Below are 16,474 nucleotides of genomic sequence, written 5' to 3'. Positions count from 1 at the left end.
CGGAGACCACGGCATCCCTGGCGGCGGTCCGCCCGGCCTCCGCCCGCTCCGGTCCGCCGAGCAGCACCTGGGCGACGGCGGCCTTCCGGCTGCCGCCAGTGCCCGCGGCGCGTTGTGCGGTCCTGCGGCTCAGGTCGCTCGTCGCGCCCACGCGGCGGCAGCCGCATATCAGACACCGCCCCACGCCCCTTAGGGTTGGCTGCTGTGAGCCAGAGTTTGCCGTCCCCCGGAGACAGTCCCTTCCAGGCCGAGCGGAATACGCGCGACGAAGCACCCCAGTTCGTGCTGCCCCTTGTCGTGCGGATCGAGCGGGGTGCGCCGCCCGCGCGTACCGATGCGCTGGAGACGGCCGCCCGGGCGGTGCTCGTGCTACTCGGGGACGAGCGGGCGCACGGGGACGGTGAGTGGGCCGAGGCCGTGCGGAACTGGGAGGACGCGCGGATCCGGAAGGTCGTGCGGCGGGCCCGGGGCGCCGAGTGGCGGCGGGCCGAGGCCCTGCCCGGGATCACGGTGACCGGGAAGTCCGCGCAGGTGCGGGTCTTCCCGCCGATCCCGCTCGACGGCTGGCCCAAGGACCTGGCCAAGCTGCAGGTGTCGGGCACCGAGCTGGACGACCCGGAGCCGCCCGTCGCCGCGGACCCGGTGCAGCCCGTGATGTGGCTGAACCCTGAGCTGGAGATGTCGGCCGGGAAGGCGATGGCCCAGGCCGGGCACGGCGCCCAGCTGGCCTGGTGGGCGCTTTCCGGCACGGAGCGCACCGCCTGGCGGGACGCGGGTTTCGCGCTGAACGTCCGCAGCGCCGACCCCGCCGACTGGAACCGGCTGACCGGCAGCGGGCTGCCGGTGGTACGGGACGCCGGCTTCACGGAGATCGCGCCGGGCTCCTGCACGGTCGTCGCCGACCACCCCGCGCTGCGCTAGGAGAGACCGATGACGCGGGTCGACGGACGGGTAGAGCGGGGCAACCGCACCCGCCGGCTGGTGCTGCGCCGCACGGTGGACATCGCCTCGGTCGAGGGTCTGGAGGCGCTCACCGTCGGCCGGCTCGCCGCCGAGCTGGAGCTGAGCAAGAGCGGAGTGTTCGCGCTGTTCGGCTCCAAGCAGGAACTGCAGCTGGCCACCATTCGGGAGGCGGCCCGGGTCTACACCGAGCGGGTGCTGCGGCCCGCCGCCGAGACCCCTGCCGGCCTCGGCCGGGTGTGGCGGCTGTGCGAGCTGTGGCTGGAGTACTCGCGCGGCCGGGTCTTCCCCGGCGGCTGCTTCTTCTACGGCGCCATGGCCGAGTTCGACGCGCGGTCCGGCCCCGTGCACGACGCCGTGGTCCGCGCGCAGCGCGACTGGTCGGCCCATGTCGAGCGCACGATCCACGAGGCGCGTACGGCGGGTGAGCTGCGCGCCGACGCGGATGTCCCGCAACTCGCCTTCGAACTGGTGGCACTGCTGGAGACGGCGAACGCCCTGTCGGTCCTGCACGACGAGGAGACCGCGTACCGCAGGGCCCGTGTGGGCATCGCGGAACGACTGCGCGCCGCTGCCGTGGACGGGGTCCCGCTCCCCCAAGTCCCCTGACCTGGTTCCCTCGTGGAAGCAGAGCCGGTTCTCCAAAAAATAAGCACGATCGTTCGCTTTGTTTTAGGCTCGGGTCATGACTGTGACCGGAGTGGACTTCGTGGAACTCGATCGGATCGCCGTACAGGAGGCCGTGCGCGTGGTGGACCTGGCCACGGCGGCGGACTGGACGCGGGACACGCCCTGCGCGGGCTGGACCCTGCGCCGGCTCGTCGCGCACATGACCGCGCAGCACTTGGGGTTCGCCGCGGCGGCGCACGGAGCGGGGCGGGAACCGGAGCACTGGCGGGAGGACGAGGAGATGAGCGAGCCCGCCGGGGCACACCGGTCGGCCGCCGCCACGGTCCTCTCGGCCTTCGCGGAACCGGACGTGACGGAACGGGAGTTCGCGCTGCCGAGTCCGGGCAGCGTTCCGGGCGGCCGAGCGGTCAGCTTCCACTTCGTCGACTACGTGGTGCACGCCTGGGACGTCGCCGCCACCCTGGGCACCACAGTGGAATTCCCCGAGCACGTCCTCGTCTCCGCGCTGGCCGTGGCCCGTGCGGTGCCGGCCGGTCCCGACCGGCGCGGCCCGGGTTTCTCCTTCGACCCGGCGCTGGAGGTGCCCGAGGACTCCGGCCCGCTGGCGGCGGCGCTGCGCCTGCTGGGCCGTGACCCGGAGCGGTGGCCGGCACGGGGCTGAAGCTCAAATGTTGCTCTGAACACGGCCCGGAGGTGATTCGGGTCCGGCCCTCGGGGCCATACGTCCGTCATTCGCGGGAGGGACTCGTCGTTCGAAGGAGGGGGAGCCATGCGTCGACTGGGCACGGGGATCGGCTGGCGGCCGGAGATCGCGGACGCCGTGGAGCGCATGCCGGGCATCGACTGGGTGGAGGTCGTGGCGGAGAACGTCTGTCCCGGCCACCTTCCGGAGTCGCTGCTACGGCTGCGCGAGCGCGGGGTGACGGTGGTCCCGCACGGCGTCTCCCTGGGCCTGGGCGACGCCGACCGCCCAGATGCGGGTCGCCTGACCGCGCTGGCGGAGCGAGCGGAGGCCCTGGGCTCCCCCCTGGTCACCGAGCACATCGCGTTCGTCCGCGCGGGCGGCCCGCTCACCGCCTCGCCGCAGCTTGAGGCCGGGCATCTGCTGCCGGTACCGCGCACCAGGGACGCCCTGGACGTGCTGTGCGAGAACGTGCGCATCGCACAGGACGCCCTTCCGGTGCCGCTCGCTCTGGAGAACATCGCCGCGCTGTTCTCCTGGCCGGGCGAGGAGCTGACCGAGGGGCAGTTCCTGGCCGAGCTGGTCGAGCGCACCGGCGTACGACTGCTGATCGACGTGGCCAACCTGCACACCAACCACGTCAACCGGGGCGAGGACCCGGGGCAGGCGCTGGCCGAGCTGCCGCTGGAGGCACTCGCCTACGTCCATGTCGCGGGCGGCTTCGAGCGTGACGGCGTCTGGCACGACAGCCATGCGCACCCCGTGCCGCGCCCGGTGCTCGACATCCTGACCGGCCTCGCCTCCCGTACTGCCCCGCCTGGTGTCCTGCTGGAACGGGACGAGAACTTCCCCGAACCAGCCGAGCTGGAGCGGGAGTTGACCCTGATCCGGGAGGCGGTGACGGCCGGCCGGGAGGGAGCCGCGGCCGGTGGCGGTACGGGCGCAGCCGCCGGCGACGGGCCGGCGGGCGGGGGTGTCGCCGTACTCACCCGGCCGACGGTCGGTGCGCGGGAGCGGGTCGGTGTCGCCCAGGCCGCGGTGCTGTCCTCGCTGGTGGCCGGGACACCGGTGCCGGAGGGGTTCGACCGGGTGCGGATGGGGGTGCAGGCACGGGCACTCGCGACGAAGCGGGCGGACGTGGTGGCGAAGGTGGCGCCGGAGCTGCCCGTGATCCTCGGTGCGGGGTACCGGGCGGCGTTCCTGGCGTACGCGCGGGAGCGGCCGATGGGCGGGGGCTACCGGCAGGACGCGCTGGCCTTCGCCGCGCACCTGCTGAGGACCGGCCGACCGGAGGACCCGGGGTCCCGGCATGACCTCCGGGAGTGGTGGCTGGACCGCGCGGGGTCCGCCCCGAGGCCGCGCAAACGGATGGCTCGGGCGGCCCGGAGGGTGTTGCTGGGACACCGGGGCTGAGAGGGGCGCTCGGGCGCTCACCGGCGCCGGCGGCAACAACGAGGCCGACGGCACCGCAGCTGCCCGAGGGGCGCGGGGTCGCGTTGAACATGCGGCTCCGCCGCGCGGGTGCGACCAGCCGCAACGCACCCGCACACGCCGACGCACCGTAGTCCAACGGTGCCGATGCGTACCGCGACCGGCCCGGAGGCGCCCACGCACCGTGACCCACCGCAAACCCTACGCACTCGGTCAAAGCCCGCACGGAACCCGCAGTAATATGCCGCCCGCACCCACCCCCCAGGCACACTCGCGTGCGGTGCGCTACAGGAGGCGCCATGCGACCCCGACCCCCGATCAAGGGCCGAGGCATATTCAGCGGCACAGGCCTCGTCATCGCGGCCCTCGCGGCAACCGCGACGGCGTTGCTCTACCCGCTCTGGTCGTACACCGACCGCCAGAGCCCGGCGGCCGGCGCCACCGTGCTGAGCACCCAGACCGTGACCACTCCCTACGGCCCCCTGTCCACGCAGGACCAGGACTTCATCACCAAGGTCCGGCTGGCGGACCTCTGGGAGCTGCCCGCCGGCGAGCTGGCGGAGCGCAAGGGGACCACGGCGGCCGTACGGACGGCGGGCCAGCACCTGGTCGACGGACACACCTCGCTGGACGCCCATGTCCGCACCGTCGCCACCCAGCTCGGCGTACCGCTGCCGAACGAGCCGAACACGCAGCAGAACCAGTGGCTCGCGACCCTGGGCGCGGTGCAGGGCGAGGACTTCGACCGCCGGTTCGCCGGCATCCTGCGGCTCGCGCACGCCCGGGTGTTCACGCTGGTCGCGCAGGTCCGGGCCGACACCCAGAACTCCCTGGTCCGTGATCTCGCCGACGACGCCAACGCGACCGTCCTGGACCACATCAAGGTCATGGAGGCGACCGGGTACGTCGACTTCGCCGCGCTCGCGAAGGATCTGGCCGCCTCCCCCACCCCGGTGCCGACCCCGCCGGCGGTCGCCCCGAGCGCCGCCGTTCCCGTCACGCCCGCGCAGGGCGAGTCGTACTCCATGCCGCCGGCCACCACCAGCCCGCCGCCGCAGACGAGCAACCCCTGACACACCACCCCCGCCTGACCTGACCTGGGTGTGAAACGGAACGTCACAGACCGCTAACACTGTGTCCGGATGGTGAACAGGGCATGGCGTTCACCCAGGCCTCTGGCATAGAAACTTGTCATGTTCTGGGTCCTCCTACTGCTCCCGGCCTGGGCTTTCGCCGGTACGGCGTGCACCCGGCTGTGCCTGACGGCCGTCCGCGCGGCCACCCTGGACGCGGGTGCCGCGCCGGCGGTCCCGGGGCACGACCTGACGCTGTACGAGGCGGCGTTTCTCTCCGGCGGACCCGCCCGGGTCGCCGATGTGACCCTCATCTCCATGGCGCGCCAGCGGCGCCTGCTGCTGGCGCACACCGGCTGGGCCACGGTGGTGGACCCACGGGCGCGCGACGAGATCGAGCAGTCCGTCATAGGGGCCATAGGCCCGGAAGGGCAGTCGCGGATCGCACCCGTGCGAGCACGGGCGGCGGGCGCCGAGGCGGTGCGACGGCTCGCCGACGGGCTGGTGCACGCCGGTCTCGCCGTCCCCGAGGGCGTCGGTACGACCGTGGGGGCCGCCGTCCGTCAGGTGCGCGCCGCCGCGGTGGCCGTGGCGGTCCTCGGCGTGACCGCGCTGCTGCTGCCCATCCAGACCGGGACGCCCCGGCTGCTGGTCGGCCTGTGGTTCGCCCTGCCCCTCACGCTGTCCCTGAGCTGTCTGGTCATCGCCCGGTTCGAGGTGCACCCGTACTCTCGCTGGGCCTCTCCGGCCGGGCAGCGACTTCTGGGGGCGCTCGTGCGCAGGCCGGCCGGCGACGAGCGGTCGTTCCTCACCTCGGTGGCCGTACGCGGAATCCGTGCGATCGGCGAGCCGCAACTGCGCGCCGCCTTCACCCACCGCGACCAGCCCTGGCGGGAGTGACGCGACCCGTTCCGGCGGGAGTGAGGGGCGGCTTCGGGGGCGCATAGGGGGCATTGACGCCGACACCGGCCGGACGGTGCTTGCCTTCACCGACGGGCGCAACCAAATATCCCTTTTGTTGATCGCCGGGCGTGGCAGCCATGCCATCGCCGCCGCATCGAAGGGACACGCGATGAGAGCTGCCGCCCTCTACTCGGCCGCCGGGACCCTGCTCCTGACCACCCTGGCCGCGGCCCCGGCGGGCGGCACGCCCGTCGTCGGCGGGGCGCCCGGCGGCGCCGGCACAGCCGAACTGCGCGGCACCGAGGTGGCCGTGGCCCGCGCCCAGGCGGCCGGCGTCGACTTCGGCGCGTGTTCCACCGCCGACGAACCGAAGGGCGCGAGCAATGTGCGGTGCGGCACGGTGACCGTCCCGCTCGACTACGCCCACCCGAACGGCACGCAGATCAAACTGACCGTCAGCCGGACCCCGGCGACCCAGAAGGACCCGCGCAACAGCAAGCGGAAGGTCCCCCGGCAGGGCGCCCTCTTCTACAACCCGGGCGGCCCCGGCGCGTCCAGCATGCTGTTCCCGCTGGTCGGCGCGATCCCGGAGTGGAAGCAGATCGCCGCCGCCTACGACCTGATCGGCTACTCCCCGCGCGGAGTGGGCCGTTCGGCCCCGCTGTCCTGCGAGGCCCCGAAGCGCTTCGTCGCGGCGCCCACCGCGTCGCCGAGCCGCCCGTCGGAGTCGTTCAAGCGGCAACGCATTGCCCAGGCCAAGGCGTACGCCCGCGGCTGCGCCCTGCACGCCGGGAAGAAACTGCCCTTCTACAACTCGCTGAACAACGCCCGGGACCTGGACGTCCTGCGGGCCGCGCTGGGCGAGGACCGGCTGACGTTCTTCGGAGCGTCGTACGGCACCTACTTCGGCGCGCTGTACGCGACGATGTTCCCCACGCACGTACGGCGCATGGTGCTGGACTCGGCGGTGAACCCGGACCCGCAGAAGATCTGGTACCGCAACAACCTCGACCAGTCGGCCGCGTTCGAGGGGCGCTGGGCGGACTTCCGGGGCTGGATCGCCCGGCACGACGACGTCTACCGGCTCGGCAACACGGCCGCGAAGGTGCAGCGCAGCTACGACACCGCGCAAAAGCGACTGGCCGGCAGGGCGGCCGGCGGGAAGGTCGGACCCGGCCAGCTGCAGAGCGCGCTCCTGAAGGCCGGGTACTCCGACAGCTACTGGCCGGGCCGGGCCCAGGCCCTGTCCGCGTATCTGCACGGCGACCCGAAGCCGCTGGTGCAGATGGCCGCGCCGAGCCCGGACGCGGCCGCGGACACGGAGAACACCAACGCCGTCTACACGGCCGTGGAGTGCAACGACGCGCCCTGGCCGACGGACTGGAAGGTGTGGGACCGGGACAACACCCGGCTCGCCCGGGTGGCGCCCTTCGAGACCTGGGACAACGCGTGGATGAACCTGCCGTGCGCCTACTGGCCGGCGCCCCGCCAGCAGCCGCTGGACGTGCGGACCGGGCAGGGCGAGCTGCCGCCGGTGATGATCCTGGCGGCCGAGCGGGACGCGGCGGCGCCGTACGCGGGGTCGCTGGAGATGAACCGGCGGCTGGCCGGCTCGGTGCTGGTGACCGAGCGGGACGCGGGGACGCACGGCATCGGGGCCGGCCCCAACAAGTGCGTCAACGGCTACCTCGACAGCTATCTGCTGGAGGGCCGTGTCCCCGCGCAGCCCGCGTCGTGCGCGCCGCGCGAGGAACCGGTTGCCTCCGGCGGTTCGGCCGGAAAGAAGCCCCGGGGAGGCTCCCGGCGAGGTAGGACCGGCCGGCAGTAGGCGCTCCCCGCCCCTCAGGGCGCTGTCAGGCCAGGCCCGCCACCAGGTCCGCGACGGTCTTGCGGCGGCCCGTGTAGAACGGGATCTCCTCGCGGACGTGCCTGCGGGCCTCGGAGGCGCGGAGGTGACGCATGAGGTCGACGATGCGGTACAGCTCGTCGGCCTCGAAGGCCAGGATCCACTCGTAGTCGCCGAGGGAGAACGAGGCGACCGTGTTGGCGCGCACGTCCGGGTAGCCGCGGGCCATCTTGCCGTGGTCGGCGAGCATGCGGCGGCGGTCCTCGTCCGGCAGCAGGTACCAGTCGTAGGAGCGCACGAAGGGGTAGACGCTGACGTAGTTGCGGGGCGTCTCGTCGGCGAGGAACGCCGGGATGTGCGAGCGGTTGAACTCGGCGGGGCGGTGCAGCGCCATGTTCGACCAGACCGGCTCCAGGGCGCGGCCCAGCTTGGTGCGGCGGAAGAGGTTGTACGCCTCCTGGAGCTGGTCGCTGGTCTCGGCGTGCCACCAGATCATCAGGTCGGCGTCGGCGCGCAGACCGGAGACGTCGTAGGTGCCGCGGATCGTCACGTCCTTGGCGGCGAGCTGGTCGAACAGCTCCTGGACCTCGTCGGCGTAACCCGCGCGGTCCTCCGGCAGCACGTCCTTCAGCCTGAAGACCGACCACAGGGTGTAGCGGATGACCTCGTTGAGGTCCTTGGCCAGCTTGCCCTTGTTCGGGATCTTGCCAGACTCGGTGATGGGGGCGTCGTCACTCATGGTCCCTATTCTCCCGCTCCGCCGTGGAGACTCTGCACCGGGTTGGCCGTCAGCTCCCGGACTCCGCTCAGGTCGCCGTCCAGCTGGTCCACCGCCGCGTACGCGCTCGCGATGCACGCCGGGATGCCGACGCCGTCGTACTGCGCGCCGCAGACCGCGAGCCCCGGCAGCTTGGCGACCTGTTCGCGGATGCGGGCCACGCGCGCGTGATGCCCGACCGGGTACTGGGGCAGGCCGTCGGTCCAGCGGGTGACCCTGGTCTTGAGGGGTACGGCGTCCAGACCGGTGGCTTCCCGCAGGTCGTGCCGGGAGACCTCGACCAGGGCGGCGTCGTCGCGCTGGAGGATCTCCGTCTCGCCGTGCCTGCCCACGGAGGTGCGCAGTACGACCACGTCCGGGTCCTCCTCGGCGATCCAGCCCCACTTGTGGGAGGCGAACGTGGATGCCTTGATGGTGCGGCCGTCGACCGGCGGGACCAGGAAACCGCTGCCCTCGGGGAGGTCCAGGCCGGAGCGGCGGTAGGCGAGGGTGACCAGCGCCATCGACGCGTACTCGACGGCGGCCAGCTCGGCGGCGGCCTCCGGGGACTCGGCGCGCAGCAGCCGCGCGGCGGCCGGCGCGGGTACGGCGACGATCACGGCGTCGGCGTGCAGCACGCGCTCCCCGGCGGTGATGCGCCAGCCGCCGGGGGCCTCGGCGCGTAGTCCGGTGACCGGCGTCCCGGTGTGGATCTCGCCGCCGCGCGCGCGGACGGAGTCGGCGATCGCGAGCGGCAGGGTGCCCACGCCGCCCTCGATGCCCATGAACACAGGGCCGGTCTGCTGGTGCGCCGCCGCCTTGGCCTGGATCTCGCGGACTCCCTCGGTGAGGGACGTGTGCGTGCGGGCGGCCTGGAAGAGCTGCGGGACGGCCGAGCGCATCGAGATGCGGTACGCGTCGCCCGCGTAGACCCCGCCGAGCAGGGGCTCGACCAGGCGGTCGACGACCTCGCGGCCGAGCCGGGCGGCCACGAACTCCCCCACGGCCACGTCGTCGCCGATCTCCGTGCGAGGCAGGTCGGCGTCGCGCTCGATGCGGGCGAGGCCCTCCGCGGACAGCACGCCGGAGAGCGCGGCGGCGGTGCCGGGCACGCCCATCACATGGCCCTTGGGCATGGGGCGCAGGGCGCCGCGGGTCCAGATCGAGGCGGTCGCGGTGGCCGGCGGCTGCAGCCGCTCGGCGAGGCCCACCTCACGCGCGAGGGTCACCGCCTCGGGGCGGCGGGCAAGCATCGACTCGGCGCCCAGGTCGACCCGCACGCCCGCGATCTCACCGGGCAGCAGCTTGCCGCCGACCCGCTCCGCACCCTCCAGCACGGTCACGCGCGCGCCGCGTCCGAGCAGCCGGTGGGCGGCGGCCAGCCCGGCGACACCGGCTCCGATCACGACGACATGCCCTCTACGCGTACCCGTTGCGCTCATGCCCCCACTCTCTCAGACCCCACTGACACTCCCGACAGGGCCTGACGGCCTCGGCGTCCGCGGCCCGGTGTCCCTGCCGAGTCCCGACCGTGACCTCTTCGGGACCAACCGGCGCCAACGTTCCGGCGCGCCCGGCCGTCGTAGCGGCGTCATCGGTTCTCGGCCCTCGGGGGTACCGCCCATGCGCACACCACGTTCCGCACGACCAGCACGTCCCGTCCGGTCCCTGGCCGCGATTCTGCTCGCCGCTGCCCTCGCGCTCACCGGGTGCAGCAGCTCGGACGACTCGGGTGGCGGCTCGGCGAAGTCCGCGGCGCACGGCGCCGAGGTGGCCGCCGGACCCGGCAAGGCCGACAGTGCCAAGCCGGCTCCCAAGTCACCGCGGCTCCCCCAGAACGCGATCATCCGCACCGCCTCCCTCACCGTCGAGGTCAAGGACGTCGCCAAGGCTCTGCAGGAGGCTCGTACCGCCGCCGAGGGCGCGGGCGGTTACATCGGCAAGGAGGACACGACCCGGGACGCCGGCGGCCACGAGCGCACTCAGGTCGTCCTTCGGGTGCCCGATGCGCGGTACGACGCCGTCCTCGCCGGCCTCCAGGGGACAGGCAGGCTGATCGACCGCACGGCCAGGGCCGAGGACGTCACCGATCAGGTCGTGGACGTGGACAGCCGGGTCAGGTCGCAGCGGGCGAGCGTGGACCGGATCCGCGCGCTGATGGACCGGGCGGCACAGCTGAGCGATGTCGTCACGCTGGAGGGCGAGTTGAGCAGCCGCCAGGCCGATCTGGAGTCGCTGCTGGCGCAGCAGGCCTCCCTGAAGGACCGCACGAGCCTCGCCACGATCGCTCTCTCGCTGTCCGAGACACCGGTGCGCAAGGCGGCCGGTGACGACTCCCCCGGCATCGTGGACGCGCTGGCGGGTGGCTGGCACGTGTTTGTCACCGTGCTGCGCTGGATCGCCCTCGCGCTCGGTGCCGCCCTGCCGTTCGTGGCCTCCGCGGCCCTGCTGGCGCCGTTGTGGCTGCGGGTCGTACGCCCCCGGCTGCCGCGCCGCCGGGAGCCCGCGCCGCCGATGACCGCACTGGGTCCGCTGCCTTCGGCACGCCCGGTACCCCAGCCGGACGCGCCCGAGCAGGGCCGGGACTGAAATGCCCCGGCCCCGTAGCGTGTTCCCATGAGCATGAGCGGTGGGCAGGGCGGGACGGAACGGCTGGTCGTGATCGGCGGCGACGCCGCGGGCATGTCCGCGGCGTCGCAGGCGCGCCGGCTGAAGGGGCCCGGCGAACTGGAGATCGTGGCCTTCGAACGCGGCCACTTCACGTCCTTCTCGGCGTGCGGCATCCCCTACTGGGTGGGCGGCGACGTCCCCGAACGGGACGAACTGATCGCCCGCACCCCTGAGGAGCACCGCGCGCGGGGGATCGATCTGCGGCTGCGCACCGAGGTCACGGAGATCGACGTCCGGGGACAGAGGGTACGCGCGCGTGACCTCGATTCCGGCGCCGAGTCCTGGACGTCGTACGACAAGCTCGTCATCGCGACCGGCGCGCGCCCGGTCCGTCCGGACCTGCCCGGCGCGGACGCCCCCGGCGTGCACGGCGTGCAGACCCTGGACGACGGCCAGGCCCTGCTGGAGACGCTGGCACGCACGCGTGGCCGCAGGGCGGTGGTCGTGGGCGCCGGTTACATCGGCGTGGAGATGGCGGAAGCGCTGATCAACCGCGGCTTCGAGGTGACGGTCGTCAACCGTGGCAAGGAGCCCATGTCGACGCTCGACCCGGACATGGGCCGCCTGGTGCACCGGGCCATGGAGGGCCTCGGCATCACCATGGTGAACGACGCCGAGGTCACCAAGATCCTCACGGGAGACGACGGCCGGGCCCGCGCGGTCGCCACGGAGGACGCCGAGTACCCCGCGGACGTGGTGGTCCTCGGCATCGGCGTCCGCCCCGAGACCGCGCTCGCCCGGACCGCGGGCCTGCCCCTCGGCGCGCACGACGGCCTGCTCACCGACCTCGCGATGCGGGTGCGCGGCCACGAGAACATCTGGGCGGGCGGCGACTGCGTGGAGGTGCTGAACCTGGTCTCCGGCCAGGACCAGTACGTCCCCCTCGGCACCCATGCCAACAAGCACGGCCAGGTCATCGGCAGCAACGCCGGCGGCGGTTACGCCACCTTCCCGGGCGTGGTCGGCACGGCGGTCAGCAAGGTCTGCGACCTGGAGATCGCCCGTACCGGCCTGCGCGAGAAGGACGCGGGCCGGGCGGGCCTGCGCTACGAGACCGTCACCATCGAGTCCACCAGCCGCGCCGGCTACTACCCCGGCGCCTCCCCGATGACGGTCAAGATGCTCGCCGAACACCGCACCGGCCGTCTGCTCGGCGTCCAGATCGTCGGCAGGGAGGGCGCGGCGAAACGGGTCGACATCGCCGCGGTGGCGCTGACCGCGCGGATGACGGTGGAACAGATGACAGCCCTGGACCTGGGCTACGCCCCGCCGTTCTCCCCGGTGTGGGACCCGGTGCTGGTGGCAGCGAGAAAGGCGACGGCCGAGGTACGCGCTTCCTCGGGCCCTAGGCCGTACCGCTGATGCGTGGCAGGGCGGACACCGCTGCCTGCGGCTGTTCTCCCGCCGGTTTCGCATGAGTGGCGGTCGGCCGCGTGGACCTCAGCCGGTAGCTCACGGCCTCGTCCAGGGTCACGGGCCGCTGCATCTGTCCGGCCAGCCGCCCGGCTTCCTGGCCGAGCCGTGCGACATCCTCCCAGGGGAGCCGTACGACCAGCGAGATCTCCGCCTCGCCGTCGGGCAGAGCATGCATCGGAGGAGTGGTTCGTTCGCTCATCGCCTGTCCTCACGTAGGTTGTCCACACATACGCGCGCCCACCCCGCTGTGTTCACCGGTTCGCCCGCCCCATCCCGGGCACTACTTCTGTGTGGTCATCCCCGTCCATGACGTGAACCCGGTGCGCCGCACCCCCTGGGTGACGTACGCGCTGATCGCGGCCAATGTCCTCGTGTTCGTCGGCATGCCCGGGATAGCGGGCTCGGTGGCCGGCGGCAGCGATCTGGCGCAACTGTGCCATCTGCAGGCCTTCATGGATCACTACGCGGCGGTTCCCAGAGAGCTGATCCACCATCAGATGCCCCGGGTGGTCCCGACGGGAGACATCGGTGTGGGCCCGCACGGGCCCGGCTGCGTCGTGGCCCCGCCGTCCTACGCCAAGTCGCCGCCGCTGTCGGTCTTCACGGCGATGTTCCTGCACGGCAGCTGGCTGCATCTGCTCGGCAACATGCTGTTCCTGCTGATCTTCGGCAACAACGTCGAGGACCGGATGGGCCACATCCGTTACTTCCTCTTCTACGTCGTCTGCGGTTACGCGGCCGGCTACGGCTTCGCGCTGCTCAACGCCACGTCGGGCGACCCGCTGATCGGCGCGTCGGGCGCGATCGCCGGGGTCCTCGGCGCCTACATCGTGCTGTGGCCGAGGGCGCGGGTCTGGGTCCTCGTGCCGTTCCTGATCTTCCTGCCGCTCAGGCTCCCCGCCTGGCTGGTGCTGGGCTTCTGGTTCGTGCTGCAGGCGGTGTACTCGTCCGGGCACGGAGTCTCCGGCGCCGGCACGGTCGCGTATGCGGCGCATGTCGTCGGCTTCGTCGCGGGCATGCTGCTCGCCTGGCCGCTCAAGCCCGGCACCCCGCCCCCGCCGGAGCCGCGCGGCCTGCTGTTCGGCAGGCGGGCGCGGCCCCGCTACACATGGTGAGCCGGTGCGTCAGCGGGCGGTCGCGGTGTGGACGTACTCCACGAGGCGGGTCAGCGCGTCCGGGTCGGTGTTCGGCATGACGCCGTGGCCGAGGTTGAAGACGTGGCCCTCCAGCCCTGCGGCCGCGTCCAGCACCTCCTGGGCCTTGGCCTCGACAGTGTTCTTGTCGGTGAACAGGACCGTCGGGTCGAGGTTGCCCTGCAGCGCCTTGCCGGGGCCGACGCGGCGCTGGGCCTCGTCCAGCGGGACGCGCCAGTCGACGCCGACGACATCCGCGCCGGCCTCGCCCATCAGCTTCAGCAGCTCACCGGTGCCGACACCGAAGTGGATGCGCGGGACGCCGTAGCCGGCGACGGCCTCGAAGACCTTCGCGGAGGCGGGCATGACCGAGCGCCGGTAGTCCGCCGGGGCGAGGGCGCCGACCCAGGAGTCGAAGACCTGGACCGCGCTCGCGCCGGCCTCGATCTGCACCTTCAGGAAGGCGGCCGTGATGTCGGCCAGGCGGTCCAGCAGGTCGGCCCACAGCTCGGGGTCGCCGTACATCATCGCCTTGGCGTGCTCGTACGTGCGAGAGGGACCGCCCTCGACCAGGTAGCTCGCGAGGGTGAAAGGCGCGCCGGCGAAACCGATCAGCGGGGTCGACCCCAGCTCCTTCGTGAGCAGACCGATCGCCTCGGTGACGTAGGGGACGTCCTCGGGCGTGAGGTCGCGCAGCCGGGCCAGGTCGGCGCGGGTACGGATGGGCTCCTCGACGACCGGGCCGACGCCGGGCTTGATGTCGAGGCCGAGGCCGATGGCCTTCAGCGGGACGACGATGTCGCTGAAGTAGATCGCCGCGTCCACGTCGTGCCGGCGCACCGGCTGCAGGGTGATCTCGGTGACCAGCTCGGGCCGCATGCAGGACTCCAGCATGGGGATGCCCTCGCGCACCTTGCGGTACTCGGGCAGGGAGCGGCCGGCCTGACGCATGAACCACACGGGGGTGTGCGGCACGGGTTCGCGCCTGCACGCCTTGAGGAAGGCGCTGTCGTACGTCGCTGTCGGCTGCATGCCCCTCGGGCTGTCGTTGGCGGTCACGGGGCAAGTTTCGCATGCCGTCCGGACCGGGCTTACCCGGTGTGGGGCTTGCCGCCGGGGAGGGTCGCTCGCCCGCGGCGGCGGCACGCGGCTGTCCGCAGCTGAGGCGGCATGCGGCTGACCTCAGCCGCGCATGTCGTAAGGGTGTCTTGCCCTGCACGGAGCCACGGTTCCCTTTACTCTTCCCCGCATGGCTGCGGGTCACGGACGAATGTCGGACAGTGCTGACGGATTGGACGACGTGAAGGACACCGAGGAGGGGGACGGGCGCTCCAGCACTCCGGGGCCGCCGGCTTTCGTGGCCGCGGTCGACGCCCTGCGCAGCTGCCGGCTGCGGCCGCAGGTCGAGGTGGAGTCCACTCCCGCCCCGCAGCGTCTCGCCCCGTACGCGTACGCGCTGGAGGCCGTGGTGGTCGACGGCGATCAGGAGCTGGCCGACGGCCGGCTGGTGCTGCTGCACGACCCGGCGGGTCACGACGCCTGGCGCGGAACGTTCAGGCTGGTGACGCTGGTGCGCGCGGAGCTGGAGCCGGAGATGGCGGCCGATCCGCTGCTGCCCGAGGTGTGCTGGTCGTGGCTGACCGGGGCGCTGCAGGCGCGCGGGCTGGGCTACGGCGAGCCGAGCGGCACGATCACGCGCGCGAGTTCGCACTACTTCGGCGGGCTGTCCGAGCGGCCGGCGGCCTCGCAGATCGAGATCCGGGCGTCCTGGACGCCCCGCGAGGGCCTTGGCGGGGTGCCGGACACGGGGTCCCATCTGGCCTCCTGGTGCGATCTGCTGGCCCAGGTGGCGGGGCTGCCGCCGGCCGGTCCGGGGGACGCCTCGGTGGTGACACTTCCGCAGCGCAGGGGCCCGCAGTCGCGGTGAGCCGACCGCGGGGTCCGGGCGGGGTCATCCGCATGGGCGCCTTATTGACCATCTCTTTGTCGATACGGCCACTTTCCGCCCCCGAATCGCACCCGCTCGAAGCGACTCGATCTTCGGATGATCGATCGCGTGTCCGAATTGCGCAGATTGTTACTCACTAGATCGTGATCATTCTCTAAAGGCGGACGAGTTTGCTGCCGAAGACGACTGTGACCTTGAAAGCACGGTTCGTCCCGGCTTCCTCCCCACAAGCCGGCCCCGTCCCCCCACCCAGGAGGCCTGGTGTCCGTTCTCCTCGAGCAGCCCGCAAGCCTGGTCGCCTACCGCCCGAACAAGCCGACCGCCATGGTGGTCGTGGCCGACCCGCGTGTCCGCTCCACCGTCACCCGCCATCTGTGGGCGCTCGGCGTGCGCGATGTCATCGAGGCCTCGTCCATCGCGGAGGCTCGTCCCCGCATCGGCAACCCGCGCGACATCTGCGTCGCCGACGTCCACCTGCCCGACGGCTCCGGCCTGACCCTGCTGTCCGAGACCCGCGCCGCGGGCTGGCCCAACGGGCTGGCGCTGTCCGCCGCCGACGACATCGGCGCGGTGCGCAACGCCCTGGCCGGCGGGGTCAAGGGCTACGTCGTCACCGGCACCCGTACCAACATCGGCCTGCCCACCCGGCCCGGTGCCGCCCCCCTCGGCGCCGCCCGGATGCACCGCCGCCCCCCGGGTGCCCCGAGCCACCCGGGCGGCTACCGCGAGCTGTCCGGACGCGAGGTCGAGGTGCTCCGGCTGGTCGCGGAGGGCCAGTCGAACAAGGCGATCGGCGTCTCGATGGGCCTGTCCGCCCTGACCGTCAAGAGCCACCTCGCCCGTATCGCCCGCAAGCTGGGCACGGGCGACCGGGCCGGCATGGTGGCCGTGGCCCTGCGCACCGGAATCATCCACTGAGCCGTCCGGAGCGGCGCCCGGCTCACTCGTGTGAACCGCAGCTTTCACCGACCTGACTGGTTTACGACCCTCCGGCGCCCGTCGACGGAACGTTCCGTCGACGGGCG

16 protein-coding genes are annotated in these 16,474 nt (G+C 72.7%); 12 read left to right on the top strand and 4 right to left on the bottom strand.

Going from position 1 to position 16,474, the window contains the following annotated elements; genetic code table 11:
* Nucleotides 1–204: 204 nt before the first annotated feature.
* From AV521_RS23730 to AV521_RS23700, 7 genes are all read left to right on the top strand, one after another.
* Nucleotides 205–921 (top strand): aminoacyl-tRNA hydrolase, encoded by a 717-nt coding sequence (locus AV521_RS23730; RefSeq protein ID WP_256725661.1) that lies wholly within the window; start codon nucleotides 205–207, stop codon nucleotides 919–921.
* Between the two features lie 9 nt (nucleotides 922–930).
* On the top strand, nucleotides 931–1,569 hold the full coding sequence (locus tag AV521_RS23725) for a TetR/AcrR family transcriptional regulator (protein ID WP_076090592.1): 639 nt from the start codon (nucleotides 931–933) through the stop codon (nucleotides 1,567–1,569).
* Between the two features lie 76 nt (nucleotides 1,570–1,645).
* Nucleotides 1,646–2,251 (top strand): TIGR03086 family metal-binding protein, encoded by a 606-nt coding sequence (locus AV521_RS23720; protein ID WP_076090591.1) that lies wholly within the window; start codon nucleotides 1,646–1,648, stop codon nucleotides 2,249–2,251.
* Nucleotides 2,252–2,359: 108 nt separating this feature from the next.
* Nucleotides 2,360–3,685 (top strand): DUF692 domain-containing protein, encoded by a 1,326-nt coding sequence (locus AV521_RS23715; RefSeq protein WP_076090589.1) that lies wholly within the window; start codon nucleotides 2,360–2,362, stop codon nucleotides 3,683–3,685.
* Between the two features lie 317 nt (nucleotides 3,686–4,002).
* The gene (locus AV521_RS23710) at nucleotides 4,003–4,776 is read left to right on the top strand and encodes a DUF4142 domain-containing protein (RefSeq protein WP_076090587.1); all 774 of its coding nucleotides are present in this window, start codon (nucleotides 4,003–4,005) and stop codon (nucleotides 4,774–4,776) included.
* A 120-nt stretch (nucleotides 4,777–4,896) separates the two neighbouring features.
* Nucleotides 4,897–5,676, top strand: a complete 780-nt coding sequence (locus AV521_RS23705) for a TIGR04222 domain-containing membrane protein (RefSeq protein WP_076090585.1) — start codon at nucleotides 4,897–4,899, stop codon at nucleotides 5,674–5,676.
* A gap of 172 nt (nucleotides 5,677–5,848) precedes the next feature.
* Nucleotides 5,849–7,507 (top strand): alpha/beta hydrolase, encoded by a 1,659-nt coding sequence (locus AV521_RS23700; protein ID WP_076090583.1) that lies wholly within the window; start codon nucleotides 5,849–5,851, stop codon nucleotides 7,505–7,507.
* Nucleotides 7,508–7,532: 25 nt separating this feature from the next.
* Here the strand turns inward: AV521_RS23700 and hemQ are convergent, their stop codons facing one another.
* Together hemQ and hemG are read right to left on the bottom strand one after the other, a co-directional pair.
* Entirely contained in the window at nucleotides 7,533–8,264 is a 732-nt protein-coding gene (hemQ, locus tag AV521_RS23695) for a hydrogen peroxide-dependent heme synthase (protein WP_076090581.1), read from the bottom strand.
* 5 nt (nucleotides 8,265–8,269) lie between these two features.
* On the bottom strand, nucleotides 8,270–9,724 hold the full coding sequence (hemG, locus tag AV521_RS23690; protein ID WP_076090579.1) for a protoporphyrinogen oxidase: 1,455 nt from the start codon (nucleotides 9,722–9,724) through the stop codon (nucleotides 8,270–8,272).
* Nucleotides 9,725–9,905: 181 nt separating this feature from the next.
* Here hemG and AV521_RS23685 point away from each other — a divergent pair, with 181 nt between their 5' ends.
* Nucleotides 9,906–10,871, top strand: a complete 966-nt coding sequence (locus AV521_RS23685; protein WP_076090577.1) for a DUF4349 domain-containing protein — start codon at nucleotides 9,906–9,908, stop codon at nucleotides 10,869–10,871.
* A gap of 27 nt (nucleotides 10,872–10,898) precedes the next feature.
* Complete coding sequence (locus AV521_RS23680; RefSeq protein WP_076090575.1) at nucleotides 10,899–12,314, top strand: FAD-dependent oxidoreductase; 1,416 nt, start codon at nucleotides 10,899–10,901, stop codon at nucleotides 12,312–12,314.
* Here AV521_RS23680 and AV521_RS23675 read toward each other — a convergent pair.
* Nucleotides 12,298–12,567, bottom strand: coding sequence for a hypothetical protein (locus tag AV521_RS23675; protein WP_076090573.1), 270 nt, complete (start codon nucleotides 12,565–12,567; stop codon nucleotides 12,298–12,300). The genes AV521_RS23680 and AV521_RS23675 overlap by 17 nt on opposite strands.
* Nucleotides 12,568–12,658: 91 nt before the next feature.
* Here AV521_RS23675 and AV521_RS23670 point away from each other — a divergent pair, with 91 nt between their 5' ends.
* Nucleotides 12,659–13,483 (top strand): rhomboid family intramembrane serine protease, encoded by an 825-nt coding sequence (locus AV521_RS23670; RefSeq protein WP_076090571.1) that lies wholly within the window; start codon nucleotides 12,659–12,661, stop codon nucleotides 13,481–13,483.
* 9 nt (nucleotides 13,484–13,492) lie between these two features.
* On the opposite strand, the gene hemE is transcribed toward AV521_RS23670, so the two are convergent.
* Complete coding sequence (gene hemE, locus AV521_RS23665) at nucleotides 13,493–14,560, bottom strand: uroporphyrinogen decarboxylase (protein WP_076090569.1); 1,068 nt, start codon at nucleotides 14,558–14,560, stop codon at nucleotides 13,493–13,495.
* Between the two features lie 190 nt (nucleotides 14,561–14,750).
* Here hemE and AV521_RS23660 point away from each other — a divergent pair, with 190 nt between their 5' ends.
* Entirely contained in the window at nucleotides 14,751–15,428 is a 678-nt protein-coding gene (locus AV521_RS23660; protein ID WP_076090567.1) for a DUF3000 domain-containing protein, read from the top strand.
* Between the two features lie 282 nt (nucleotides 15,429–15,710).
* Nucleotides 15,711–16,367: a response regulator transcription factor gene (locus AV521_RS23655; RefSeq protein ID WP_023545949.1), complete on the top strand. Its 657-nt coding sequence runs from the start codon at nucleotides 15,711–15,713 to the stop codon at nucleotides 16,365–16,367.
* The last annotated feature ends 107 nt before the right edge of the window (nucleotides 16,368–16,474 follow it).

Source organism: Streptomyces sp. IMTB 2501, from assembly GCF_001953885.1.
Classification (GTDB): Bacteria; Actinomycetota; Actinomycetes; order Streptomycetales; family Streptomycetaceae; genus Streptomyces.
Note: the sequence above shows the minus strand (reverse complement) of the source record. Positions and strands in the feature narration are given on the sequence as shown.